Below are 24438 nucleotides of genomic sequence, written 5' to 3' on the forward strand. Positions count from 1 at the left end.
GGTGATCAGTGGTGGCCGTGGCCGCTCGTGATCTCCCTGTACTCCTCGACGGTCGGCTTCGGGATCTGGTTCCCCTCGCCGTAGTACGCGTTGCTGAGCTTGGCGCGGAGCTTCTCGGAGCTCTTCGCCTTGCGCTCGACGCCGTTCTCGTCGACGGTCGGGCCGATCTCGGCCGGCTTGTACTGCTCGTGCGCGGTGAGCGTGTACATGTGCTCCTGGCTGAGCGGCTCGTGCACCTCGATGAACTCACCGTGCGGCAGGCGCTTGATGATGCCCGACTCGCGGCCGTGCAGCACCTTGTCCTTGTCCCGGCGCTGCAGGCCGAGGCAGATCCGCTTGGTGACGATGAACGCGATGACGGGGCCGGCGAAGAACCCGATGCGGACGAACCAGGTGACCGCGTTGATCGACAGGTGGAAGTGGGTCGCGACGATGTCGTTGCCACCACCGATCAGCATGATCATGTACGCGGTGATCCACGCGACACCGAACGCCGTCCGGGTCGGGGCGTTGCGCGGCCGGTCCAGGATGTGGTGCTCGCGCTTGTCGCCGGTCACCCAGGACTCGATGAACGGGTAGACGGCGATCAACGCGAGGAACAGACCGAAGATCACCAGCGGGATGAACACACCCAGGACGAGCGTGTGACCCCAGAGGTTGATCTCCCAGCCCGGCATGGCGCGGACCAGACCCTCGGCGAAGCCCATGTACCAGTCGGGCTGGGCGCCGGTGGACACCTGGTCGGCCCGGTACGGGCCGAGGGCCCAGATCGGGTTGACGGTCGCGATGCCGGCGATGAGGGCGATGACACCGAAGACCAGGAAGAAGAAGCCTCCGGCCTTCGCCATGTACACCGGCAGCAGCGGCATGCCGACGACGTTCTTGTTGGTCCGTCCGGGACCCGCGAACTGCGTGTGCTTGTGGTAGAAGACCAGGATCAGGTGGCCGACCACCAGACCGAGCATGATGCCCGGCAGCAGCAGGATGTGGATCGAGTAGAACCGCGCGACGAAGTCGTCGCCGGGGAACTCTCCGCCGAACAGGAACATCGAGATGTACGTGCCGACGATCGGCACGGACAGGATCGCGCCCTGCGTGAAGCGGACACCGGTGCCGGAGAGCAGGTCGTCCGGGAGCGAGTAACCGGTGAAGCCGGTGAACATGCCCAGGACGAACAGCAGGAAGCCGAACAGCCAGTTGATCTCGCGCGGCTTGCGGAACGCGCCGGTGAAGAAGACGCGCATCATGTGCACGAACATGCCGGCGAGGAAGATGATCGCCGCCCAGTGGTGGATCTGCCGGATCAGCAGACCGCCGCGCACGTCGAAGCTGATCTCCAGCGTCGACTTGTAGGCCTCACTCATCAGCTGGCCCTGCATGGGCACGTAGCTGCCGTGGTACTCCACCTCGTTCATCGACGGGTGGAAGAACAGCGTCAGGTACACACCCGTGAGGATGATGATGATGAAGCTGTAGAGGCAGATCTCACCCAGCATGAAGGACCAGTGGTCCGGGAAGATCTTGCGCATGTTGGCCTTGGCCAGGGAGTAGATCCCGAGCCGGCCGTCGGCCCAGTCGGCGACGCGTTCGCCGGCCGGTGCCTTCCCGCGTGAGCGGGAATCGGTGTTCGCTGTAGTGCTCATCCGCGCTCCCAGAATGCAGGACCGACGGGCTCTTCGAAGTCGCCGAGCGCTTCGAGGTAGCCCTCGTCGTTCACGCCGATGCGGAGCTGCGGCAGGGCGTGACCGGCGGGACCGAAGATCACTCGGGCGCCGTCGGAGAGGTCGAAGGTGGACTGGTGGCAGGGGCACAGCACGTGGTGCGTCTGCTGCTCGTACAGGGAGATCGGGCAGCCGACGTGGGTGCAGATCTTCGAGTACGCCACGATGCCCTCGTGCGACCACTCGAGCTCGCGCTTGTCCTTGATGTTCTCCGGCTGGATCCGGACGATCATCAGGGCGGCCTTGGCGATCTCGTTCTGGAAGCCGTGGTCGTGCTCCTCCAGGCCCTCGGGCTTGGCGAAGGTCAGCGAGCCGACGGCGACGTCCGAGGGACGCAGCGGCTCGTTGGTGTTCATGTTGACGAGCAGCTTGCCCTTGGACCACAGGGTGTGGCGCAGCTTCTCCTCGGGCAGCGGACCGAGGTCGCGCAGCAGGACGACACCGGAGAGCGGCACCAGCGTCAGCGCACCGAACATGGTGGTGCGGATCAGCTTGCGCCGGCCGATGGCGGACTCCTTGGCGCCCTGCTTGAAGTCGGCGAAGACCTTCTCGCGCACCTCGGGGGACGCCTCGATCGGGTGCCGCTCGTCGGCGACCTCCACGTCGGACATCAGGGTGCGCGCCCAGTGGACCGCGCCGGCGCCGATGGTGAACAGGGCGATGCCGAGCGTCACGCCGAGCGCGAAGTTCAGCGCGCTGATGTGGCCGAGCGGCCAGATGTAGACCGACTTGTCGACGTCGATCGCCACGAACGAGGCGATGAAGCCGATGGTGGCCAGCATCGACACCGTGAACAGCAGGGCGACCGTGCGCTCGGACCGCTTGGCGGCCCGCTCGTCGATGTCCTGGATCCGGTGCTCGTGGGGCGGGAGGCCCGGGTCGGCGAACGGGTGCTTCTCGTCCGCGACGCCTACCGCGCCGTGCGCGGCGCCCTGCTCAGCGGGCAGGTTCTCTTCTGGAATGTCTTGGCTACTCATGACTTCTTGGCCTTTGCGGTCCGAGCGGCGACCCACACGGCGACGGCGATGCAGGCGCCGAGACCGAAGATCCAGCCGAACAGGCCCTCGCTGACGGGACCGAGTCCGCCCAGGCTCAGGCCGCCGGGGCTCTCGGTCTCCTCACCGTTGACCGCGTCCAGGTACGCGATGATGTCCTTCTTGTTCTCCTCCGACAGCGTGGTGTCGGGGAAGGAGGGCATGTTCTGCGGGCCGGTCTGCATGGCCTCGTAGATGTGCTTGGGGTCGACGTCCTCGAGGGTCGGGGCGAACTTGCCGTGCGTCAGCGCTCCGCCCTTACCGGTGAAGTTGTGGCACTGCGCGCAGTTGGTGCGGAACAGCTCGCCGCCCTCGGCGATGTCCGCGCCCTCCGGGCCGTACTGCTCCTCCGTCGGGATGACCGGACCGGCGCCCAGCGAGGCGACGTAGGCCGCCAGCTGGTCGATCTCGGCCTGGGAGTAGATGACCTTCTTGCGCGGGACCTGGGCGCCCGGCTGCTGAGCCGGCATACGGCCGGTGCCCACCTGGAAGTCGACGGCCGCGGCGCCCACGCCGACCAGGCTCGGGCCGTCGGTGGTGCCCTGACCGCCGGTGCCGTGGCAGCTGGCGCAGCCGACGGCGTAGAGCTTCTTGCCCTCGTCGATGGCGAGGGACTGGGCGGTTTCATCGGCCTGCGCCTTGTCCGCGGGTGCGAACGCGGCGTACAGCCCCCCGGTGCATGCCAGCGCGAGGAGTAGGACGACGAGCGCCGCCAGCGGATGGCGTCGTCGTGCGGAGAGCTTTTTCACGGATTACCCCGGTGTCAGGATCTTCTGCGTCGATGCTTCTGGGATTGCGCGGGTGCGTGCCGCGACTACTTGATCATGTAGATCGTGGCGAAGAGGCCGATCCAGACGACATCGACGAAGTGCCAGTAGTAGGACACGACGATGGCGGCGGTCGCCTGCTCGTGGGTGAACCTCCGGGCCGCGTAGGTACGGCCGAGGACCAGCAGGAAGGCGATGAGACCGCCCGTCACGTGCAGGCCGTGGAAGCCGGTGGTCAGGTAGAAGACCGAGCCGTACGGGTCGGACGAGAGCGACAGGCCCTCGTGCTTGACCAGCTCGGTGTACTCGAAGACCTGACCGCCGATGAAGATCGCACCCATGACGAAGGTGACGATGAACCACATCCGGAGCTTCTTCACGTCACCGCGCTCGGCGGCGAACACGCCGAGCTGGCAGGTGAGGGAGGAGAGCACCAGGATGGTGGTGTTCGTCGCGGAGAACGGGAAGTTCAGCGCGTCGGCCTTCTCGGACCAGAAGTCCGGGCCGGTCACCGATCGCAGGGTGAAGTACATCGCGAAGAGGGCCGCGAAGAACATCAGCTCGGAACTCAGCCAGATGATGGTTCCGACACTGGTGAGGTTCGGCCGATTGACCGACGGGTGCGCGTGCCCGGTTTCTACTGTCGTTGCTGTCGCCACGACCGACATTATGTCGGTCGCTTATCCCGCCCTCACTCCGGGGGGTGCCGTTCGGAGTGTCCGCACCGTCCGCAGGGCCCGTATGGCCCATCGAACAGCACGTCGAAGGCGTGTTCCGACCGGTGTTGACGGGGTGTTTGAGGGAGTAGCATCCGGCGCAACGGGCTACGACAGTCTTCACTGCGTATCGGAGGAAGCATGCAGCCGACCGCCACGGTGCTGGTCTACAGCGACGACTCCAACACCCGCGAACAGGTGCGGCTCGCCACCGGCCGCCGGCCGGCTCCGGACGCGCCCGTGGTCGAGTTCGTGGAGTGCGCGACCCCGGCCGCCGTCGTCAGGGAGCTGGACAAGGGCGGGATCGACGTCTGCGTCCTGGACGGCGAGGCCGTGCCCATGGGCGGCATGGGGGTGTGCCGCCAGATCAAGGACGAGGTCTTCCGGTGCCCGCCGGTGCTGCTGCTCATCGGACGGCCGCAGGACGCCTGGCTGGCCACGTGGAGCCGCGCGGACGCGGCCGTGACGCTGCCGGTGGAGCCCGTCGAGTTCGCCGCCGCGCTGGCGTCCCTGCTGCGGCAGAGGAGGCTGCAGAGCGCCTAGGGGCCCTGTTCCTCACGCCGCCGCCGGCCGCAGCCTCGCCGTGTCCTGGAGCGGGGCTTCGGGGCTGCCCACGAGGGCGCTGCCCTGGCGCCACTTCGCCCAGTCCAGGTTCCAGTCGCCGAAGCCGTTGCCGAACGGTTCCATGGTCTTGCCGCCGGAGTTGACGACCTGGACGATGTCGCCCACGCGGACGGTGCCGAAGAACCACTGGGCGTTGGCGGTGCTCATGCCGACGCAGCCGTGGCTGACGTTGGCGGAGCCCTGGGAGCCGACCGACCAGGGGGCGGCGTGCACGTACTCGCCGCTCCAGGTGACCCTGGTGGCGAAGTGCACGTCCATGTCGTACGACTCCGCGGAGCCCTCGGCGATGCCGACGGTGCTGCTGCGCATGCGCACGGTGGACTCCTTGCCCAGGACGACCTTGACGCCGTTGCGGGTCTCGAAGCCGGGCTTGCCGGTGGTGACGGGGATCTTCTTGATCTCCACGCCGTTGCGCAGGACCGTCATCGTGTGCGAGGCGGCGTCGGTGAGGGCGACGATGCTGTCCCCCGTGGTGATCTTCAGGGGCTTGGCCGCGCCGCCCCACAGCCGCTCGCCGATCTTGATGCCCTCCAGGTTGCTGCGGACCTCCACGGTGGCGTGGGCGGGCCAGTACTGCCGGGGGCGGTAGTGCAGCTTCTTGTCGTCCACCCAGTGCCAGGCGCCCTCCACCGCGGGGGTGGAGTCGACCTTCAGCGCGCGCTCCACGACGGCGCGCTGCGCCGCGTCCTTCACCGGCTGGCTCAGCTCGGCCGTGAGGGGCTGCCCGACGCCGTACTGGCCGGCCTCGGGGCCGAAGGTGACGCCCAGGGTCTTCTTGGCGCTGGGCCTGCCGGTCTCGAAGGTGAGGATCTTGCGGCCGGGCGCCCCGTCACCGTCCTCGGTGCTCACCCGCAGGGTGTAGCGGGCGTCGGCGGCCAGCGGTGAGGTGCTGTGCCAGCGGGCTCCGTCGGCGGAGAGTTCGCCCGCCACGTGGCGTCCTGCGCCGTCCACGGCCGTGACGTCCGTGATGCGCCCGGCGGTGCCCTGGGCGACGACTTCGAGGGGCTGGTCGGGGTCGGCCTTCTTCCCCTCGTCCGTGGGTCCGTTGAAGGTGATCTGGTCCGCCGCGTCGTACGGCGTGGCGGCGAGCGGATTGTCGTCGCCGCTGCATGCGACGCCGGTCGCGCCGAGGGCGACCATCAGCAGAGTGCAGCCGACGACGGTGTGCCCCCGCACCGGGAAGTGAACCCTGTTGCTCATGCCCTCACGCTAGGGAGCGGCGTCAAGAGCGGCGCGTTGAGTCATCCGAACGGGTGATGGACGTGTGCCATGCGAAGGGGCCCGGACCCTCCCTCAGGAGTGTCCGGGCCCCGAAGCGCTCGGCATGTGCTACTGGGTGCGGTTCTCACCGCGGTAGTACTCGAAGACCCAGCCCCACAGACCGATCAGGACCAGCGGCGCCGAGAAGTACATCAGCCACCAGCCGATCGCGATGCTCAGGAAGGCGAACGCGCCACCGATGCCGAGGGACAGCGGCTGCCAGCTGTGCGGGCTGAAGAACCCGACCTCGCCGGCGTCGTCCGCGACGTCCGCCTCCTTGTTGTCCTGCGCACCGGCGTCCACCCGCCGGGCCGTGAAGCCCAGGTAGAAGCCGATCATGATGGCCAGGCCGAAGGCCAGGAAGAGGGCCGTGGTACCGGCCGGCTCCTTCGACCACACGCCGTAGACGACCGCCATGGCGAGGAGGAAGACGCTCAGCCAGATGAAAATCTTGCCCTGGATCTTCACTTGCCGGCCTCCTTGCCGCCAGCGAGGGCCTTCTCACCGTGGCCGACGTTCTCCAGCTGGTCGATCGCGGAGACCTCGGGGTGGTGCAGGTCGAAGGCGGGGGATTCACTCCGGATGCGCGGCAGCGTGAGGAAGTTGTGCCGCGGCGGCGGGCAGGAGGTCGCCCACTCCAGCGAACGGCCGTAGCCCCACGGGTCGTCCACGCCGACCGGCTTGCCGTACTTGGCCGTCTTCCAGACGTTGTAGAAGAACGGCAGGATCGACATGCCGAGCAGGAACGAGGCGATCGTCGAGATCGTGTTCAGGGCGGTGAAGCCGTCGGCCGCCAGGTAGTCGGCGTACCGGCGCGGCATGCCCTCGGCACCCAGCCAGTGCTGGACGAGGAAGGTGCCGTGGAAGCCGATGAACAGCGTCCAGAAGGTGATCTTGCCCAGGCGCTCGTCGAGCATCTTGCCCGTCCACTTCGGCCACCAGAAGTGGAAGCCGGCGAACATCGCGAACACCACCGTGCCGAACACCACGTAGTGGAAGTGCGCCACCACGAAGTAGGAGTCCGAGACGTGGAAGTCCATCGGCGGCGAGGCCAGGATGACACCGGTCAGACCACCGAAGAGGAAGGTGATCAGGAAGCCGGTGGACCAGAGCATCGGGGTCTCGAAGCTCAGCGAGCCCTTCCACATGGTGCCGATCCAGTTGAAGAACTTCACACCGGTCGGGACCGCGATCAGGAAGGTCATGAAGGAGAAGAACGGCAGCAGCACGCCGCCCGTGACGTACATGTGGTGGGCCCACACCGTCACCGACAGACCGGCGATGGCGATCGTCGCGCCGACCAGGCCCATGTAGCCGAAGATCGGCTTGCGCGAGAACACCGGGATGATCTCACTGACGATGCCGAAGAACGGCAGCGCGATGATGTACACCTCTGGGTGTCCGAAGAACCAGAAGAGGTGCTGCCACAGCAGGGCTCCGCCGTTGGCCGAGTCGAAGATGTGCGCGCCGAACTTGCGGTCCGCCTCCAGCGCGAACAGGGCCGCGGCCAGGACCGGGAAGGCCAGCAGGACCAGCACACCGGTCAGCAGCACGTTCCAGGTGAAGATCGGCATGCGGAACATGGTCATGCCGGGGGCACGCATGCAGATGATCGTGGTGATGAAGTTGACCGAGCCGAGGATGGTGCCGAAGCCGGAGAAGGCCAGACCCATGATCCACAGGTCACCGCCGATGCCCGGCGAGTGCACCGCGTCGGACAGCGGCGAGTAGGCGAACCAGCCGAAGTCGGCCGCGCCCTGCGGGGTCAGGAACCCGCCCACCGCGATCAGCGAGCCGAACAGGTACAGCCAGTAGGCGAACATGTTCAGCCGGGGGAAGGCCACGTCCGGCGCGCCGATCTGCAGCGGCATGATCCAGTTCGCGAAGCCGGCGAACAGCGGCGTCGCGAACATCAGCAGCATGACCGTGCCGTGCATCGTGAACGCCTGGTTGAACTGCTCGTTCGACATGATCTGCAGGCCCGGCCGGGCCAGCTCGGCGCGCATGAACAGCGCCATCACGCCACCGATGCAGAAGAACGCGAACGACGTGATCAGGTACAGCGTGCCGATCGTCTTGTGGTCGGTGGTGGTCAGCCACTTGACGACGACTTCGCCACGCCTCTGGCGCCGGACCGGCAGCTCATCCTGGTAGTGGGATCCTGCTGCCGCGGCACCCTGGGGTTCGTTGAGGATGCTCACAGGTTGTTCGTCTCCCGGTTCTTCTCGTGGCTCGTCTGCGCGATGCCGGCGGGAACGTAACCGGTCTGCCCCTTCTTCGCGAGGTCCTTGAGGTGCTGCTCATAGCGCTCAGGGGAGACGACCTTGACGTTGAACAGCATCCGGGAGTGGTCGACGCCGCAGAGTTCGGCGCACTTGCCCAGGAAGGTGCCCTCCTTGTTGGGGGTCACCTCGAAGGCGTTGGTGTGGCCCGGGATGACGTCCTGCTTCATCAGGAACGGCACCACCCAGAAGGAGTGGATGACGTCCCGCGAGGTCAGGACGAAGCGGACCCGCTTGCCCTCGGGCAGCCACAGCGTGGGGCCCGGGTTCTTGGTCTGCGGGTTCTCGGTGCCCGGGATACCGCAGTCGTAGACGCCGCCGGCGTTCGCCGGGAAGTCGTCCTTGTACCGGTCGGGGATCGCGGCCAGTTCCTTGGACGTCTTGGCGTCACCGGAGGAACCCTCGACGCCCTCGACGTAGTTGAAGCACCAGCTCCACTGGAAACCGACCACGTTGACCGTGACGTCGGGCTTCTTTTCGAGCTTCAGGAGCTCGGACTCGTCGCGCGCGGTGAAGTAGAAGAGCACCGAGACGATGACGAGCGGGACCACGGTGTACAGCGCCTCGAGGGGCATGTTGTACCGGGTCTGCGGAGGAACCTCGACCTTGGTGCGGCTGCGCCGGTGGAAGAAAGCACTCCACAGGATCAGGCCCCACACCAGCACGCCGACGGCGAGCGCGGCAGCCCAGGAGCCCTGCCACAGGGAGAGGATCCGCGGAGCCTCTTCCGTGGTCGGGGTGGGCATACCGAGGCGGGGGAAGTCCTCGTATGTGCAACCGGTGGCGGTCGCCAGGACCAGGCCCGCGGTCAGTGCCTGCAGCAGCTTCCGCCGCATCGGGCGCCGCGGCGAGCGGTCGGAGCCGTTGGGACTCACGTAGCGCCTTCCCGAGAGTCTCGCCCGCGCTGGTTGGCTGCGGCCTTCTCGCTGGTCGGTCGCCGCCCTGCGTCGGGCAGGGGTTTGATGTTTATGCGGACCAAACCCTAGCCGACGCCCTCCGGGGGGTCGCGGGGAGGGTGGCATACGCGCCGCGGGTCACCCTGACGGGGCGGAACGAGGCGCCTACCGGGGCGGTTCCGCGGGCCGTTCGGCGACTGACGGTCCGTCGTGCGTTGCCCGCGCCCGCGCGGCGCGGCCGCACATCGGCACAGCCCCGCGCCCCTTCGGGGCGCTCCCCTGCCGGACGTCTTAGCGTTGCTGTGTGTCCTACTTCGATGCTGCTTCCGCCGCCCCTCTTCATCCTGTGGCCCGGCAGGCTCTGTCGGCCTCCCTGGACGAAGGGTGGGCCGATCCCGCACGTCTGCACCGAGAGGGCCGTCGGGCCCGGCTGCTGCTGGACGCGGCCCGGGAGGCCGCGGCCGAGGCGGTGGGCTGCCGCCCGGACGAGCTGGTCTTCACCCCGTCGGGCACGCACGCGGTGCACGCCGGGGTCGCGGGTGCGCTGGCCGGCCGCCGACGCGCCGGGCGTCACCTGATCGTGTCAGCGGTCGAGCACTCCTCCGTGTTGCACGCGGCCGAGACGCACGAGGCCGACGGCGGGTCGGTCACCCGGGTGGCGGTGGACCGTTCGGGTGCCGTGGACCCGTCGGCGTACGCGGCGGCCCTGCGGGAGGACACCGCGCTGGCCTGTCTGCAGTCGGCCAACCACGAGGTGGGCACCGAGCAGCCGGTGGCCGCCGTGGCCGAGAACTGCCGGGCGGCGGGGGTGCCGCTGCTGGTGGACGCGGCCCAGTCGCTGGGCTGGGGCCGGGTGGCGGGCGACTGGTCACTGCTGGCGGCGAGCGCGCACAAGTGGGGCGGTCCGCCGGGGGTCGGTCTGCTCGTCGTCCGCAAGGGCGTGCGGTTCGCGCCCCAGGGGCCGTCGGACGACCGGGAGTCGGGCCGGGCGCCGGGCTTCGAGAACCTTCCGGCGATCGTGGCCGCGGTGGCGTCGCTGCGGGCGGTGCGGGCCGAGGCGGCCGAGGAGGCGGCGCGGCTGCGGGAGCTGACGGACCGGATCCGGGCGCGGGTGCCCGCCGTGGTGCCGGACGTGGAGGTGGTCGGCGATCCGGTGCGCCGGCTGCCCGGCATCGTCACCTTCTCGTGTCTCTATGTCGACGGGGAGACATTGCTGCACGAGCTGGACCGCGCGGGCTTCTCGGTCTCCTCCGGGTCGTCGTGCACGAGCAGCACCCTGATCCCGAGCCACGTCCTGAAGGCGATGGGGGTGCTCAGCGAGGGCAACGTCCGGGTGTCGCTGCCGCCGGGGACGCCCGCCGAGGACGTCGAGCGGTTCCTGCGGGTGCTGCCGGACGCGGTGGCGGCGGTGCGGGAGAGGCTGGGGGCGCCGGCGGCCGCGCGGACCGCCCCGGAGTCCGGGACCGACCTCGTCGTCGACGCGACCGGCCGGCGCTGCCCCATTCCGGTGATCGAGCTGGCCAAGGTGATCGGCGACGTGCCCGTCGGCGGCACGGTCCGCGTCCTGTCGGACGACGAGGCGGCGCGGCTGGACATCCCGGCCTGGTGCGAGATGCGCGGACAGGAGTACGTGGGTGAGGAACCGGCGGACCGGGGTACGGCCTACGTGGTCCGCCGGGTCTCCTGACCGGTCGCTCAGCCGAGGTGCTTCTGCACCTCGGTGGCGGCCTCGTCGCCGTACGCCTTGGTGAAGCGCTCCATGAAGTGGGCGCGGCGCAGCTGGTACTCCTGGGTGCCGACCGTCTCGATGACGAGGGTGGCGAGCATGCAGCCGACCTGGGCGGCGCGCTCCAGGGAGACGCCCCAGGCGAGGCCGGAGAGGAAGCCGGCGCGGAAGGCGTCGCCGACGCCGGTGGGGTCGGCCTTGCGCTCCTCGTCCGGGCAGCCGACCTCGATGGTCTCCTCGCCGGCCCGTTCGATGCGCACGCCCCGGGCGCCGAGGGTGGTGACGCGGTGGCCGACGCGGGACAGGATCTCGGCGTCCGTCCAGCCCGTCTTGGACTCGATGAGCCCCTTCTCGTACTCGTTGGAGAAGAGGTAGGTCGCCCCGTCCAGCAGTATCCGGATCTCGTCGCCGTCCATGCGGGCGATCTGCTGGGAGAAGTCGGCGGCGAAGGGGATGTTCCGGGAGCGGCACTCCTCGGTGTGCCGGAGCATCGCCTCGGGGTCGTCGGCGCCGATGGAGACCAGGTCGAGGCCGCCGACCCGGTCGGCGACGGTCTTCAGCTCGATCAGGCGGGCCTCGCTCATCGCGCCCGTGTAGAAGGAGCCGATCTGGTTGTGGTCGGCGTCGGTGGTGCACACGAAGCGGGCGGTGTGCAGGGTCTCGGAGATGCGCACCGAGCCCGTGTCGACGCCGTGCCGGTCCAGCCAGGCGCGGTACTCGTCGAAGTCCGAGCCCGCGGCGCCGACCAGGATCGGCCGGGTGCCGAGCTGGCCCATGCCGAAGGCGATGTTCGCGGCGACGCCGCCGCGGCGCACGTCGAGCTTGTCGACCAGGAAGGAGAGCGAGACCGTGTGCAGTTGGTCCGCGACGAGCTGGTCGGCGAAGCGGCCGGGGAAGGTCATGAGGTGGTCGGTGGCGATGGAGCCGGTGACTGCGATGCGCACGGCGTGGACTCTCTCCTGGGGGGAGGGTGGGTTGACACCTCACGCTACCCGGGAGCGCCCGCGCATCGAAGCAGGCGAAACTACCCGATAGTAGAACTTTCGCCGCAGGCCGGGACGTGCCTACGGTTCCGTTATGAGCGAGCTCGAGAGCGTCCCCCCGACCGCCCCGACCGCCCCGGGCGCCCCGGCCGACCTGGAGGGCGACCTGGCGTCGCTGCGCGGTGACTGCGCCCGGATGGCCGCGCGGTGGTCCACCCCCGAGCGGGCCGCCTCCCGCCCCGTCGCGCCGTCGCTGATCCACGGCGTGACCGTGCCGCGGACGTCGGCCCGGCTGCTGGAGGCGATGTCGGACTACGGCGACTGAGGCCGCCGTCCGGGTGACGCCCGCCTCTGGGGAACCGGATGCTCCCCCACCGCGTCCCATCGCTGTCCCCAGTAACAGCCGAAGGAGCGATGCGGTGAACACCGAGCGACCCGACAACGACGACACCACCGCCGCCGACGCGGCCTCCGGTACGTCCGAAGGGGTCGGCGCGGACGAGTCCCACGGCACGGACGGGCGAACCGCAGCGCACGGGGCCCGGGGCCCGGGTGGGGCCACAGGCGCCGGTGATGACTCGGTGGCCGGCCAGGCAGGAGGGGCCGGTGAGGCCTCGGCAGCCGGCGAGCCAGTAGGGGCCGGTGAGGCCTCGGCAGCCGGCGAGGCTACAGGGGCGGGTAAGTCCTCGGCAGCCGGCGAGGCACCAGGGGCCGGTAAGACCTCGGCAGCCCGCGAGCCAGTAGCGGCAGGTGAGGCCACGGCCGCAGGCAAGGCGCCAGGGGCCGCCAAGACCTCAGCCGCCGATGAGGCCGGTGGTGGGGGGTCGGGTCGGCGGCGTTCCCCGGTGCTCGTCGCCGCCTGTGTGGCCGCGGCCGTGCTGATCGTCGGGGGCGGCGGGGCGTACCTGGCCTCGACCGTCTCCGGCGGCCAGGACGGCGGTACGGCGTCCGGGGCCCGGGGCGACGGCACTCCCCCGCCGCTCGCGCTCGACGGCTACACGGCGCCCTCCGAGGACGGCACGAAGAACGGCATCGCGCCCGGTGAGCCCGACCCGTACGGCGTCACCTACCGCGCCGACGGCCCGCTCCCGAAGGGACCCGGCTCGGCGCCGGTGTACCGGACGACGGGCGAGGTCACCCGCGAGGAGGTGGTCCGCCTGGCCGAGGCGCTCGGTGTCGAGGGGGCGCCGGTGGCGCAGGGCGAGGACTGGAGGGCCGGGAACGCCGCGGACGGTTCCGGGCCGCTGCTCCGGGTGGACCGGCAGGCGCCGGGCAGCTGGACCTTCCAGCGGTACACGCCCGGCACGGACGACTGCGGGAGGGGTCCCGCGTGCAAGTCCCCGGCCGCCGACGGTACGCCGGTGAGCGAGGAGGCCGCGAAGAAGGCCGCGGCGCCGGTGCTGAAGGCGGTGGGGCAGGACGCCGCCAAGCTCGACGCGAGCCAGGTCATGGGCTCCCAGCGGGCCGTGAACGCCGATCCCGAGGTCGGCGGTCTGCCCACCTACGGCTGGACCACCGGAGTGACGGTGGACGCGCGGGGCGAGGTGGTCGGCGGCAGCGGCCTGCTGAAGACGCCGGTGAAGGGCGACACGTATCCCGTCCTGGACGCCGCGAAGACGCTGGGCCTGATGAACGCGCCGGGCAGCGACCCCCGCGCCGGCATCGGCGGCTGCGCGAGCCCCGTACCGCACCAGGACCGCGCGGACGAGGCGCCGTGCGGGCCGTCGGGGCCGGCGCGGGTGCCGGAGAAGGAGACGATCACGGTCGAGCGGGCGGTGTTCGGGCTGGCCGCGCATCCGGTGCGGGGACGGCAGACGCTGGTGCCGTCCTGGCTCTTCGAGGTGCGGGCGCCGGGCGCGCAGGACGCCTTCACGGTGACGTATCCGGCGGTCGAACCGGCGTACCTGACGTCCACGGCCCCCCGCACCCCCTCCGACGAGCCGGACTCGGGGCCGGCCCGGCCGCGGGACGTCCAGGTGAGCGGCTACTCGGCCGAGGGCACGGAGCTGACGGTGTACTTCACCGGCGGGGTGTGCGCCGACTACGCGGCGAGGGCGGCCGAGGGCGCGGACGAGGTGACGGTCACGGTGACGGAGACCCCGCACCCGGACAAGGTCTGCATCCTGATCGCCAAGGAGTACCAGCAGACGGTGCGCCTCGACGAGCCGCTCGGCGACCGGCAGGTCGTGGGGTCGGACGGCAAGGGGATCCCGCTGCACAAGCCGGGCGCCCGGCTGCCCGCGCCGCCCGGGAACCGGTAGCGGCCCCCCGGACGCGGCGGACGGGGCGGGCACGCATGAGGGCGGCGGCCCGGGGAGGAACCCCGGGCCGCCGCCCTCACACCGTGCCGGGAACCGCGTCGCGGTCCCCGCCCAGCCGGCTCAGCTGAAGGAGTCGCCGCAGGCGCAGGAACCGGTCGCGTTCGGGTTGTCGATCGTGAAGCCCTGCTTCTCGATCGTGTCCACGAAGTCGATGGTGGCGCCACCCAGGTAGGGAGCGCTCATGCGGTCGGTGACGACCTTGACCCCGCCGAAGTCCTTCTCCACGTCGCCGTCGAGGGACCGCTCGTCGAAGAAGAGCTGGTAGCGCAGGCCGGAGCAGCCGCCGGGCTGGACGGCGACGCGCAGCGCCAGGTCGTCTCGGCCTTCCTGGTCGAGCAGGGCCTTGACCTTGGCCGCGGCGGCGTCGGTCAGGATGATGCCGTCGGTGACGGTGGTGGTCTCGTCCGATACGGACATCTACATCTCTCCCGGGTTGTACGGAGACTGCTTGCCGACGGTTGCAACCGGCGGGACCGCGGATTCATTCCGGGTCGGGCCCGGGTCTTTCTCCCCGGCCTGTTCCCTCATGCTCGCACATGGCCCGGGAGGCGGACAGCGGCTCGGGCTCCGGGATTCACGTCACATCGACACAATGGACATCGTCAAACTGACGTGAACCAGTTATGATATATAGCGTCAGTTCGACGAAAAGTAGAAAGGGTGCGTGTCGTGACCACCGCCCAAGCCCAGGAGCTCGACGTACAGCCGACGCCCCTCGCCCTGCTGCTCCTCGGCCGTGAGGCCGACCCGACGAGCGAGCGCGGTGTGGAGTGCCCCGGCGACCTGCCCTCTCCTTCGGACCCGGACCTGGTCGAGCGCGCCCGCGCCGCCAAGGAGAAGCTCGGGGACAAGGTCTTCGTGCTCGGTCACCACTACCAGCGCGACGAGGTCATCCAGTTCGCCGACGTCACGGGTGACTCCTTCAAGCTGGCCCGGGACGCCGCCGCGCGCCCGGAGGCCGAGTACATCGTCTTCTGCGGCGTGCACTTCATGGCGGAGTCCGCCGACATCCTGACCTCCGACGACCAGAAGGTCGTCCTGCCCGACCTGGCGGCCGGCTGCTCCATGGCCGACATGGCCACGGCCGAGCAGGTCGCCGAGTGCTGGGACGTGCTGACCGAGGCGGGCATCGCCGAGCAGGTCGTTCCGGTGTCGTACATGAACTCCTCCGCCGACATCAAGGCCTTCACGGGCAAGCACGGCGGCACGATCTGTACGTCGTCGAACGCCAAGCGCGCCCTGGACTGGGCCTTCGAGCAGGGTGAGAAGGTCCTCTTCCTGCCCGACCAGCACCTCGGCCGCAACACCGCGGTGCGGGACATGGGCATGAGCCTGGAGGACTGCGTCGTCTACAACCCGCACAAGCCGAACGGCGGGCTGACGGCGGAGGAGCTGCGCGCCGCGAAGATGATCCTGTGGCGGGGTCACTGCTCGGTGCACGGCCGCTTCAGCCTCGACTCGGTCGACGACGTGCGCCGGCGCATCCCGGGCGTGAACGTCCTGGTGCACCCCGAGTGCAAGCACGAGGTCGTCGCCGCGGCCGACTACGTCGGCTCGACCGAGTACATCATCAAGACCCTGGAGGCGGCCCCGGCCGGCTCCAAGTGGGCCATCGGCACGGAGCTGAACCTGGTCCGCCGGCTGGCGAACCGTTTCGCGCCCGAGGGCAAGGAGATCGTCTTTCTCGACAAGACGGTCTGCTTCTGCTCGACGATGAACCGCATCGACCTGCCGCACCTGGTCTGGGCGCTGGAGTCGCTGGCCGAGGGCAACCTCGTCAACCGCATCGAGGTCGACAAGGAGACCGAGGCGTTCGCGAAGCTGGCGCTGGAGCGGATGCTGGCGCTGCCGTAACGGTTCACCACGGTTCATGACGAAGGCCCACCCGACAGCCGGGTGGGCCTTCGCCGTCTCAGCGCATCAGACCTTGGCCGGCTCCGGCTCGTCCGGGGACGTCGCCTGCGGCGGGACGCCGCCGCCCTTCTTCGCCGCCCGCTTCTTCGCGCGCCGCTCCTTGCGCAGCTCCAGCATCGCGTAGAGCGTCGGGACCAGCAGCAGGGTCAGCAGGGTCGAGGTGATCAGACCGCCGATCACGACCACCGCCAGCGGCTGGGCGATGAAGCCGCCCTCGCCGGTGATGCCCAGCGCCATCGGCAGCAGGGCGAAGATGGTCGCCAGGGCCGTCATCAGGATCGGCCGCAGACGGTGCCGGCCGCCCTCGACGACCGCCTCGACGACTCCGTACCCCTGCTTGCGGTACTGGTTGATCAGGTCGATCAGCACGATCGCGTTGGTGACCACGATGCCGATCAGCATCAGCATGCCGATCATCGCGGGCACGCCCATCGGGGTGCCGGTCGCCACCAGCAGGCCGATCGCGCCGGTCGCCGCGAACGGGATGGACACCAGCAGGATCAGCGGCTGGGCCAGCGAGCGGAACGTCCCGACCAGCAGCATGAACACGATCGCGACCGCCGCGAGCATGGCCAGGCCCAGGTTCACGAACGCCTCGTCCTGGTCGGCGGTGACACCGCCGATCTCGGCCGTGGCGCCGGCCGGCAGGTCCAGCGCGTTGATCTTCGACTGGAGGTCCGTGCTCACCGCGCCGGTGTTGTCACCGGTCGGCTTCGCCGTGATGGTCGCCGCGCGCTGGCCGTCGATGCGGGTCATCGACACCGGGCCGTCCACCAGCTCGACGGTCGCGATGTCGCCGAGCTTCACCGGGCCCAGGCGCAGCGCCTTCAGCTCGGCCAGCGTCTCGGCGGGCTTCGCCGACCTGATGACGACGTCGCGCTCGGTGTCGTCCAGGACCGCCTTGGCGGCCGGGGTGCCGCGGACGGCCTGGGCGACGGCCGCACCGAGGGTCTGGTCGTTGAAACCGGCCTCCGCGGCGCGGGAGGTGGCCTTGACCGAGATGCGCGGCACGCTCTGCGCCAGGTCGCTGGTGACGTCGGTGACGTCGTCGATCCCGGCGACCGTCTTGCGGACCTGCTCCGAGGCCGTGCGCAGCACCTCGGGGTCGGACGCCTTCACGACCACGCTCAGGTCCTGGCTGCCGAAGCCGTCACCGGCGGCCACCGTGGTGGTGCCGATGCCCTCCAGCTTCTCCAGGCCCTCCTCGATGTGGTCCTGGACGTCCTCGTAGGACGCCGAGTCCTCCAGCATCACCTGGTAGCTGGCCTGGTTGGTGTCCGTGCCGCCGCCGAAGGCCGCCATGAAGCCGGACGAGCCGACCGTCACCTGGTAGTCCTTGACGCCGTCGGTCCCGGCGATCAGCTTCTCGACCTTCTTCGCCTGGACGTCGGTCGCCGCCAGGCTGGTGCCCGGCTTCAGCTCCTGCTTGACGCTGAGGACCTTCTGCTCGCCCTGGTCGAAGAAGTTGGTCTTCAGCAGCGGCGCCATGCCGAAGGTGCCGATGAGCACGACGACCGCGATGGCCACGCTGGTGAGGCGGCGGCGGGTGGCGAAGCGCAGGACGGGGACGTAGATGCGCTGCAGGCGGCTCTTGGCCTCCTTCTCCTCGGCCAGGCGACGGGCCTCCTCGGCGTCCTCCGGGGTGCCCTTCGGGGGGCGCAGGAACCAGTACGACAGGACCGGCACGACCGTCAGCGACACCAGCAGGGACGCCAGCAGTGCGGCGGTGACGGTCAGGCTGAAGGAGCCGAACAGCTCGCCGACCATGCCGCCGACCAGGCCGATCGGCAGGAACACGGCCACCGTGGTGAGCGTGGAGGAGGTCACCGCGCCGGCGACCTCGCGGACCGCCTTGAGGATGGCCTCCTGGCGCTCCTCGCCGTAGCCGAGGTGGCGCTTGATGTTCTCCAGGACCACGATCGAGTCGTCGACGACACGGCCGATGGCGATCGTCAGCGCGCCGAGCGTCAGCATGTTCAGTGACAGGTCCCGGGTCCACAGCACGATCAGCGCGAGCACCACCGACAGCGGGATGGAGACCGCGGTGACGAGGGTGGAGCGGATCGAGGCGAGGAAGACCAGGATCACCAGGACGGCGAAGAGCAGACCGAGCGCGCCCTCCGTGGTCAGGCCCTCGATGGCCTTCGACACGGCCGGGCCCTGGTCGCTGACGACGGTGAGCGTGGCGCCGGAGCCGAGCTGCTCGCGCAGCTCGGGGAGCTTGTCCTCGACGGCCTTCGAGATGGCGACCGCGCTGCCGTCGTGGTCCATCGTGACGGCGACCGCGAGGCTCGGCCTGCCGTTGGTGCGGGTGAGGGAGTCGGCCTTGGCCTCCTCCTCCTCGACCGTGGCGACGTCACCGAGGCGCACCGGCTTGTCGACGCCCTCGCCGGTGATCATGAGGTCCTGGATCTGCTTCACCGAGGTGTAGCCGCCGCCGACCTGGACGGTGCGGTTGGCGCCGTCCTCGTCGAAGGAGCCCGCCGGCAGGGTCGCGCCGCCCGCCTGCAGCGCCTGGGCGAGGGTCTGCGGCGCCACACCGGCCTTCGCCAGCTTCGCGTCGTCGGGGGTGACCGTGACCTGGAGGTCCCGCACGCCGTCGACCACGACCTGCGCGACGCCGTCGATGTCCTTCAGCTCCGACACGACCGTCCGGTCGAGCTGGTCGGCCAGGGCCTGCTGGTCCTTGTCGGAGGTGACGGCGAGGACGACGGTCGGGATGTCGTCCGTCGACCCGGAGATGACCTGCGGGTCCACGTCCTCCGGGAGCTGGGCACGGGCCCGGTTGACGGCCTGCTGGACGTCGGCGACGAGCTGCTGCGTGCCGTTGCCGTAGTCGAAGGACGCCATGATCACGGCGTTGCCCTCGCTCGCCGTGGACGTGATGCCCGAAATGCCGTCGACGGCCTCGAGGCTGTCCTCGATCGGCTCGACGACCTGCTTCTCGACCACGTCCGGCGAGGCACCCTGGTACGGCGCCAGCACGGACACCATGGGGAGTTCGATGGTGGGCAGCAGCTGCTGCTTGAGCTGGGGGATCGCGATCGCCCCGAAGACGAGCGCGACGATCGACATCAGCCCTATCAGGGCCCGTTGCGCGAGGCTGAATCTCGACAGCCAGGACATGGGTCAGGGTCTCTCTTCTGTGGCCTGAGCGGAGGAAGGGCGGCAGACGTGAGCGCCCACCTCAACACCCTGAGCCATCGGCGACGGTGATTCCGTAGGCCGCAGGTCCATTTCCTTATCCGGCGCATACTCCCGGCGCAGTACGCCCGGGTGGAGGTCACTCCACCCTTGGACGTACCAGCCCCGACTCGTACGCGATCACCACCAGCTGCGCCCGGTCGCGTGCGCCCAGCTTGGCCATGGCGCGGTTGACGTGGGTCTTCACGGTCAGCGGGCTGACCTCCAGCCGCTCGGCGATCTCGTCGTTGGAGTGGCCCGCGGCGACCTGCACCAGCACCTCGCGCTCCCGGCCGGTCAGGGTGTCCAGCCGCTCGGCGCGGACGGGATCGCGGTCCGCGTCCGCCGTGCCCTCCTGGGCGAGGAAGCGGGCGATCAGCCCCTTGGTGGCGGCCGGGGACAGCAGCGCCTCCCCGCCGGCCGCCACCCGGATGGCGTTCAGCAGCTCGTCGGGCTCGGAGCCCTTGCCGAGGAAGCCGGAGGCACCCGCCCGCAGCGACTGCACGACGTAGTCGTCGACCTCGAAGGTGGTCAGTATGACGACGCGAACCTGGGCGAGGGCCGGGTCGGCGCCGATCATCCGGGTGGCGGCGAGGCCGTCCGTGCCGGGCATCCGGATGTCCATCAGCACCACGTCGGCCCGCTGCTCCTTGGCCAGCCGCACCGCCTCCGCGCCGTCGGACGCCTCGCCCACCACCTCCATGTCGGGCTCGGAGTCGACGAGCACCCGGAAGGCACTGCGCAGCAGGGCCTGGTCGTCGGCGAGCAGGACACGGATCGTCATACGGGGGCCTCCGGGGTCCTCGTCAGGCGCGGCCGCGATGGTCGACCGGCATCTTGACGGGCAGGATCGCATGGACGCGGAAGCCGCCCCCGTACCGGGGACCGGTGGTGAGGGTGCCGCGCACGGCGGTGACGCGCTCGCGCATGCCCAGCAGCCCGTGCCCGCCGCCGGCGGCGGGGGCCTCGTGCTCGCCGGTGCCGTCGTCGAGCACGGTGATCTCGATGTTCGGGCCCACGCGGACGACGCTGACCTCGGCCTTCGCCTCAGGCCCCGCGTGCTTTTGCACATTGGTCAGGGCCTCCTGGATGACGCGGTAGGCGGCCAGGTCGACGGCGGTGGGCAGGGCGGTGCCCTGGTCGGCGCGGGCCACCTCGACGTGGAGTCCGGCGTTGCGGAAGGTGCCGGCGAGTTCGTCCAGGCGGTCCAGGCCGGGGGCGGGCTCGGTCGGGGCCTCCGGGTCGTCGGACTGGCGGAGCAGGCCGACGGTGGCGCGCAGCTCGTTGAGCGCGGAGCGGCTGGCCTCCCGGACGTGACCGAGGGCCTCCTTGGCCTGGTCGGGCCGCTTGTCCATGACGTGGGCGGCGACCCCGGCCTGCACGTTGACCAGGGCGATGTGGTGGGCGACGACGTCGTGCAGGTCGCGGGCGATGCGCAGCCGCTCCTCGGCGACGCGGCGGCGGGCCTCCTCCTCGCGGGTGCGCTCGGCCCGCTCGGCGCGCTCGCGGATGGCGTGCACGAAGGCCCGGCGGCTGCGGACGGCGTCCCCGGCGGTGGCACCGATGCCGGTCCAGGCGAAGACGGCGAGGTTGTCCTGGGCGTACCAGGGCAGCGGGCCGGCCAGCATGGCGGCGCCGGTGAGCACGGCCATGGTGAGCAGCCCGACCCGCCAGGTGGTGGGGCGGTCGGTGGTGGCGGCGACGGTGTACAGGGCGACGACGGCCGACATGACGACCGGGGCGCGGGGGTCGCCGGTGACGAACTCGACGACGGAGACGACGCCGGTGAGCGCGAGGACCGTCATGGGGGCGCGACGGCGCAGGACGAGCGCGGCGGCGCCGAGCGCCATCAGGAGCAGGCTGAGCGGGTCGGGGGTGCGGACGCCCCAGGTGACGCCGTCGGGACCGTGCGGGTCCGCGAAGGAACCGGCCACCATGCACACCAGGACGGCCACGGCGAGGGCCGCGTCCAGCGCGAGGGGGTGGGCGGCGAACCGGCATCGGGCCCGCGCGATAGTGCTCACGCGTGTTTACGGTAGCGGGGGCGGGCGTCGCTTTGTACGGCACCCGGCGTCCAGGTGACCGCCGGCCCGGACTGCCTCGTCCTCAAGCTCCCCCCACTCTCGGCTTCGCTCGAGCGGGGGACCCCCACGACGCGCTGGAACACCTCACGTCCCCGGGATCAGGCCGTCGTCGCTCAGCATGTCCCGGACCTCCTCCAGGGTGGCGTCGGGGGTGGGGAGGATGAGGTCCGAGGGTTCCAGGGAGTCGTCCGGCACCGGCTCGCCCAGTTCGTGGACCTTGGCCAGCAGTGCCTGGAGGGTGGCGCGGAAGCCCGGCCCGTCGCCCTTCTCCATCTCGGCGAGGAGCTCGTCGTCGAGCTCGTTCAGGTCGGCGAGGCGGGCGTCGGGCAGCCTCACCTGCCCCTCCCCCATGATCCGTACGATCACGTCGCCTCCCGGTGGGCTACTGCTTGTCGAAGCGCGGGGTGTCCTGCGGCTGCTGCTGGGACTGCCCCTGGCCGCTGCCGCCCTCGATGGCCTGCTGGCCACCGCTGCTTCCGCCGGCCAGCTCGGCCTTCATCCGCTGCAGTTCCAGCTCTACATCCGTACCACCGGAGAGCCGGTCCAGCTCGGCCTGGATGTCGTCCTTGTGCATGCCGGAGGGGTCGTCCAGGGCGCCGGAGGCGAGCAGTTCGTCGATGGCTCCGGCCCGGGCCTGGAGCTGTGCCGTCTTGTCCTCGGCGCGCTGGATCGCGAGGCCGACGTCGCCCATCTCCTCGGAGATGCCGGAGAACGCCTCCCCGATGCGGGTCTGCGCCTGGGCCGCGGTGTAGGTGGCCTTGATGGTCTCCTTCTTCGTACGGAAGGCGTCCACCTTGGCCTGGAGACGCTGGGCCGCCAGGGTGAGCTTCTCCTCCTCGCCCTGGAGCGTGGCGTGCTGGGTCTCCAGGTCGGTCACCTGCTGCTGGAGCGCGGCGCGCCGGGACAGCGCCTCGCGGGCCAGGTCCTCACGTCCCAGCGCGAGGGCCTTGCGGCCCTGGTCCTCCAGCTTGGAGGACTGGGACTGGAGCTGGTTGAGCTGGAGCTCCAGGCGCTTGCGGCTGGTCGCCACGTCGGCGACGCCGCGGCGCACCTTCTGGAGCAGCTCCAGCTGCTTCTGGTACGAGTAATCGAGGGTCTCGCGCGGGTCCTCGGCCCGGTCAAGGGCCTTGTTGGCCTTCGCGCGGAAGATCATCCCCATACGCTTCATGACACCGCTCATGGGCTTCGCGCGCCCCCTTCTGACCGACTCCAGCTCCAGCGACTGCAACAGAACCCACAGTACGGGCCCTGCATCCATTACCGCACTGTTCGGGGACGGATGCGCTCATCCCCAAGGACGACTGCGTACGTTCCTGATCCGGCGTAGGGAGTAGGTGCTTCCCGGGGTCGTCTTCCGGAGCCGGTGTCGGCGGCTGTACGCAACGTCCCCTCTGTCCACTTAGAGACGACCGGCGTTGCCGGATCGTTCCCCACCGGGCTGGGGTCCACACCCCCCTACCCCGTACCCTTGGGTTTTGTGTTCCGTAGCCGTGCCAAGGATGAGAAGGCCGCGGCCGCCGACAAGGCGCCGCCGACCGACTCCAAGCAGCCCCGCGACCCGCAGGCCCCCAAGGGCAGGCCCACGCCCAAGCGCAGTGAGGCCCAGTCCCAGCGCCGCAGCGTCGCCAACACGCCGATGACGCGCAAGGAGGCCGCCAGGCGTCAGCGCGAGGAGCGCCGGACCGCGCTGGAGCGGCAGCGCCAGGCCCTGGCCAGCGGCGACGAGCGGTATCTGCCGGCCCGTGACAAGGGCCCGGTCCGCCGGTTCGCCCGCGACTTCATCGACTCGCGGTTCAACATCGCGGAGTACTTCCTGCCGATGGCCGTGGTCATCCTCGTGCTGAGCATGATCCGGGTGGCCTCGCTGCAGAACGTCGCGCTGCTGCTGTGGCTGGTCGTGATCGTGCTGATCGTGCTCGACTCGATCGTCACCGGCTTCCGGCTCAAGAAGCGCCTCGCCGAGCGCTTCCCCGACGACAACAAGCGGGGCGCGGTCGCCTACGCGCTGATGCGCTCCCTCCAGATGCGCCGGCTCCGGCTGCCCAAGCCGCAGGTCAAGCGCGGGGAGAGGCCCTGAGCACGACACCGTTCACCGGGGACCCGGCGGACGCCTGGCTGGACGGCCTGGGTGATCTGCGGGACGTCGTCCGGCAGGAGCTGGTGGCCCGGCAGCTGGACGAGCAGATAGCCGGCCGGTTTCCGGTCGGCCGGCGGCTGCGGGTGCTCGACGTCGGCATGGGTCCGGGCACACAGGCGCTGCGCCTGGCCAGGGCCGGGCACCAGGTGACCGGCCTGGAGCAGGACCCCGTGTTGATCGCCACGGCCCGGCGGGCCCTGGCCGGCCAGCCGGAGGGCATCCGGGAGCGGATGCGGATCATCGAGGGCGACGGCCGGGACACCGGTGTGCACTTCCTGCCGGGCAGCTTCGACGTCGTGCTGTGCCACGGTGTGCTCATGCACGTCGAGGAGCCCGACCCGCTGCTGGCCGGGCTGGCCCGGATGCTCGCCCCGGGCGGACTGCTGTCGCTGCTCGTGCGCAACGGCGACGCGCTCGCGATGCGGCCGGGACTGCACGGCGAGTGGGCCGCGGCCCTGGCCGCCTTCGACTCCGCCGCCTGCCTCCCCCGTTCCCGGACGGAATCGGACGCGGCGGTTCCCGCCCGCCTCGGCCCCGAGGTCCGCGCGGACCGGCGGGCCGCGCTGACGGCCAAGCTCGCGGGCATCGGCGCCCCGCTGCACACCTGGTACGGCGTCCGGGTCTTCACGGACACGGCGGCCGACGGGGCCGCGGTCCCGGACGACGTCGAGACACTGCTGGCGGTCGAGGAGCGGGCCGGGCGCACGGACCCCTACCGGGGGGTCGCGGCGCTGCTCCACCTGTGCGGGGTGCGCGGCTGAAGCCCGTTCGGGTGCTCACCGCAAGCCGC

General features: G+C 70.3%; 22 protein-coding genes. 7 read left to right on the forward strand and 15 right to left on the reverse strand.

Annotated features, from left to right (window positions below):
• Positions 1-5: 5 nt before the first annotated feature.
• From qcrB to ctaE, 4 genes are all read right to left on the reverse strand, one after another.
• On the reverse strand, positions 6-1643 hold the full coding sequence (gene qcrB / locus H0H10_RS12445; RefSeq protein ID WP_188180971.1) for a cytochrome bc1 complex cytochrome b subunit: 1638 nt from the start codon (positions 1641-1643) through the stop codon (positions 6-8).
• Positions 1640-2698 carry a cytochrome bc1 complex Rieske iron-sulfur subunit gene (qcrA, locus tag H0H10_RS12450; RefSeq protein WP_188180972.1) on the reverse strand — a complete coding sequence of 353 codons (1059 nt, stop codon included), beginning with the start codon at positions 2696-2698 and terminating at the stop codon, positions 1640-1642. The genes qcrB and qcrA overlap by 4 nt, the downstream gene beginning before the upstream one ends.
• A complete protein-coding gene (gene qcrC / locus H0H10_RS12455; RefSeq protein ID WP_188180973.1) occupies positions 2695-3504 on the reverse strand; it encodes a cytochrome bc1 complex diheme cytochrome c subunit in 810 nt (269 codons plus the stop codon). The genes qcrA and qcrC overlap by 4 nt, the downstream gene beginning before the upstream one ends.
• Positions 3505-3569: 65 nt before the next feature.
• Positions 3570-4190 (reverse strand): aa3-type cytochrome oxidase subunit III, encoded by a 621-nt coding sequence (ctaE, locus tag H0H10_RS12460; protein WP_029393865.1) that lies wholly within the window; start codon positions 4188-4190, stop codon positions 3570-3572.
• A 189-nt stretch (positions 4191-4379) separates the two neighbouring features.
• Between ctaE and H0H10_RS12465 the strand changes: the two genes are divergently transcribed.
• Positions 4380-4781: a response regulator gene (locus tag H0H10_RS12465; protein WP_188180974.1), complete on the forward strand. Its 402-nt coding sequence runs from the start codon at positions 4380-4382 to the stop codon at positions 4779-4781.
• A gap of 12 nt (positions 4782-4793) precedes the next feature.
• On the opposite strand, the gene H0H10_RS12470 is transcribed toward H0H10_RS12465, so the two are convergent.
• The 4 genes from H0H10_RS12470 to ctaC form a co-directional block, all read right to left on the reverse strand.
• The gene (locus H0H10_RS12470; protein WP_188180975.1) at positions 4794-6062 is read right to left on the reverse strand and encodes a L,D-transpeptidase; all 1269 of its coding nucleotides are present in this window, start codon (positions 6060-6062) and stop codon (positions 4794-4796) included.
• A 129-nt stretch (positions 6063-6191) separates the two neighbouring features.
• Positions 6192-6590, reverse strand: coding sequence for a cytochrome c oxidase subunit 4 (locus tag H0H10_RS12475; protein ID WP_188180976.1), 399 nt, complete (start codon positions 6588-6590; stop codon positions 6192-6194).
• Positions 6587-8323: an aa3-type cytochrome oxidase subunit I gene (gene ctaD, locus H0H10_RS12480; RefSeq protein WP_188180977.1), complete on the reverse strand. Its 1737-nt coding sequence runs from the start codon at positions 8321-8323 to the stop codon at positions 6587-6589. The genes H0H10_RS12475 and ctaD overlap by 4 nt, the downstream gene beginning before the upstream one ends.
• Positions 8320-9279: an aa3-type cytochrome oxidase subunit II gene (gene ctaC / locus H0H10_RS12485; protein WP_188180978.1), complete on the reverse strand. Its 960-nt coding sequence runs from the start codon at positions 9277-9279 to the stop codon at positions 8320-8322. Before ctaC ends, ctaD begins: the two co-directional genes overlap by 4 nt.
• A gap of 325 nt (positions 9280-9604) precedes the next feature.
• Here ctaC and H0H10_RS12490 point away from each other — a divergent pair, with 325 nt between their 5' ends.
• Entirely contained in the window at positions 9605-10987 is a 1383-nt protein-coding gene (locus H0H10_RS12490; protein WP_188180979.1) for a cysteine desulfurase/sulfurtransferase TusA family protein, read from the forward strand.
• A gap of 8 nt (positions 10988-10995) precedes the next feature.
• Here H0H10_RS12490 and H0H10_RS12495 read toward each other — a convergent pair whose 3' ends face one another.
• Positions 10996-11970 carry a carbohydrate kinase family protein gene (locus H0H10_RS12495; protein WP_188180980.1) on the reverse strand — a complete coding sequence of 325 codons (975 nt, stop codon included), beginning with the start codon at positions 11968-11970 and terminating at the stop codon, positions 10996-10998.
• 133 nt (positions 11971-12103) lie between these two features.
• Here H0H10_RS12495 and H0H10_RS12500 point away from each other — a divergent pair, with 133 nt between their 5' ends.
• Together H0H10_RS12500 and H0H10_RS12505 are read left to right on the forward strand one after the other, a co-directional pair.
• Positions 12104-12334, forward strand: a complete 231-nt coding sequence (locus H0H10_RS12500; RefSeq protein WP_188180981.1) for a hypothetical protein — start codon at positions 12104-12106, stop codon at positions 12332-12334.
• Positions 12335-12428: 94 nt separating this feature from the next.
• Complete coding sequence (locus H0H10_RS12505) at positions 12429-14270, forward strand: hypothetical protein (protein ID WP_373566832.1); 1842 nt, start codon at positions 12429-12431, stop codon at positions 14268-14270.
• Positions 14271-14390: 120 nt separating this feature from the next.
• Here the strand turns inward: H0H10_RS12505 and H0H10_RS12510 are convergent, their stop codons facing one another.
• Positions 14391-14747 carry an iron-sulfur cluster assembly accessory protein gene (locus tag H0H10_RS12510; RefSeq protein WP_028422454.1) on the reverse strand — a complete coding sequence of 119 codons (357 nt, stop codon included), beginning with the start codon at positions 14745-14747 and terminating at the stop codon, positions 14391-14393.
• 252 nt (positions 14748-14999) lie between these two features.
• Here H0H10_RS12510 and nadA point away from each other — a divergent pair, with 252 nt between their 5' ends.
• Entirely contained in the window at positions 15000-16184 is a 1185-nt protein-coding gene (gene nadA / locus H0H10_RS12515) for a quinolinate synthase NadA (protein ID WP_188180982.1), read from the forward strand.
• Between the two features lie 66 nt (positions 16185-16250).
• Here the strand turns inward: nadA and H0H10_RS12520 are convergent, their stop codons facing one another.
• From H0H10_RS12520 to H0H10_RS12540, 5 genes are all read right to left on the reverse strand, one after another.
• Positions 16251-19370, reverse strand: a complete 3120-nt coding sequence (locus H0H10_RS12520; protein ID WP_188180983.1) for an efflux RND transporter permease subunit — start codon at positions 19368-19370, stop codon at positions 16251-16253.
• A gap of 157 nt (positions 19371-19527) precedes the next feature.
• A complete protein-coding gene (locus H0H10_RS12525; protein ID WP_188180984.1) occupies positions 19528-20211 on the reverse strand; it encodes a response regulator in 684 nt (227 codons plus the stop codon).
• 22 nt (positions 20212-20233) lie between these two features.
• The gene (locus H0H10_RS12530) at positions 20234-21451 is read right to left on the reverse strand and encodes a sensor histidine kinase (protein WP_188180985.1); all 1218 of its coding nucleotides are present in this window, start codon (positions 21449-21451) and stop codon (positions 20234-20236) included.
• Positions 21452-21595: 144 nt separating this feature from the next.
• Positions 21596-21877 (reverse strand): PspA-associated protein PspAA, encoded by a 282-nt coding sequence (gene pspAA / locus H0H10_RS12535; protein WP_188180986.1) that lies wholly within the window; start codon positions 21875-21877, stop codon positions 21596-21598.
• A 16-nt stretch (positions 21878-21893) separates the two neighbouring features.
• Positions 21894-22679, reverse strand: a complete 786-nt coding sequence (locus H0H10_RS12540; RefSeq protein WP_262506254.1) for a PspA/IM30 family protein — start codon at positions 22677-22679, stop codon at positions 21894-21896.
• 270 nt (positions 22680-22949) lie between these two features.
• Between H0H10_RS12540 and H0H10_RS12545 the strand changes: the two genes are divergently transcribed.
• Together H0H10_RS12545 and H0H10_RS12550 are read left to right on the forward strand one after the other, a co-directional pair.
• Positions 22950-23588, forward strand: coding sequence for a DUF3043 domain-containing protein (locus H0H10_RS12545; protein WP_188181057.1), 639 nt, complete (start codon positions 22950-22952; stop codon positions 23586-23588).
• A gap of 83 nt (positions 23589-23671) precedes the next feature.
• Positions 23672-24409, forward strand: coding sequence for a class I SAM-dependent methyltransferase (locus tag H0H10_RS12550; RefSeq protein WP_188180987.1), 738 nt, complete (start codon positions 23672-23674; stop codon positions 24407-24409).
• The last annotated feature ends 29 nt before the right edge of the window (positions 24410-24438 follow it).

This window comes from Streptomyces griseicoloratus, assembly GCF_014534645.1.
Lineage (GTDB): Bacteria > Actinomycetota > Actinomycetes > Streptomycetales > Streptomycetaceae > Streptomyces > Streptomyces griseicoloratus.